Origin of the sequence: Streptomyces litchfieldiae (assembly GCF_031845365.1) — a bacterium.
GTDB lineage: Bacteria > Actinomycetota > Actinomycetes > Streptomycetales > Streptomycetaceae > Streptomyces > Streptomyces litchfieldiae.
The window spans coordinates 1-411 of sequence record NZ_JAVREL010000141.1; the positions used below are offsets into that span (position 1 = coordinate 1).

Annotated in this window: 1 protein-coding gene; it reads left to right on the forward strand. The window is 55.0% G+C overall.

The genetic code is table 11. The features are described from left to right. Nucleotides 1–45 precede the first annotated feature (45 nt). Nucleotides 46–411: hypothetical protein (locus RM590_RS35780; RefSeq protein ID WP_311708978.1), on the forward strand; the 366-nt coding region annotated here is incomplete at its 3' end.

The following is a 411-nucleotide window of genomic DNA, read 5'->3' on the forward strand; positions in this document are numbered from 1 at the left end:
GGCCTCAACCGGGTTACTCCGCCGGACCGTGGTGAGCTCCGCCAGATGGTGACGCGTGTTGCCACCGATCTCTCGGATGTGGCCAACAATATCGATGTCGTAGACAAATGGCTTGAAGGTGCAGCGGGGACAGCCGATGTCATGAACAGGACTCTCTCTTCATTTAGCTTTTGGTTCTCACCCACCGGTATGCGGGGTTGGGACCGTGCTACACAGGTCGGCGTTTACGTAGGAACCCTGCTTCCGTCCATCGGGAGCGTCTACAGTAGTGGATTCTGGTTGGTGCCGATGCTGAATTCGACCGCCAAAGCGATGGGTGCTGTACAGCAGACCAAATGGGCATTCGAAGGCGAAGAATATGAAGCATGGCATAAGCTGTTCACGAATAACTTCCTTCCGGTGGACAAGTAC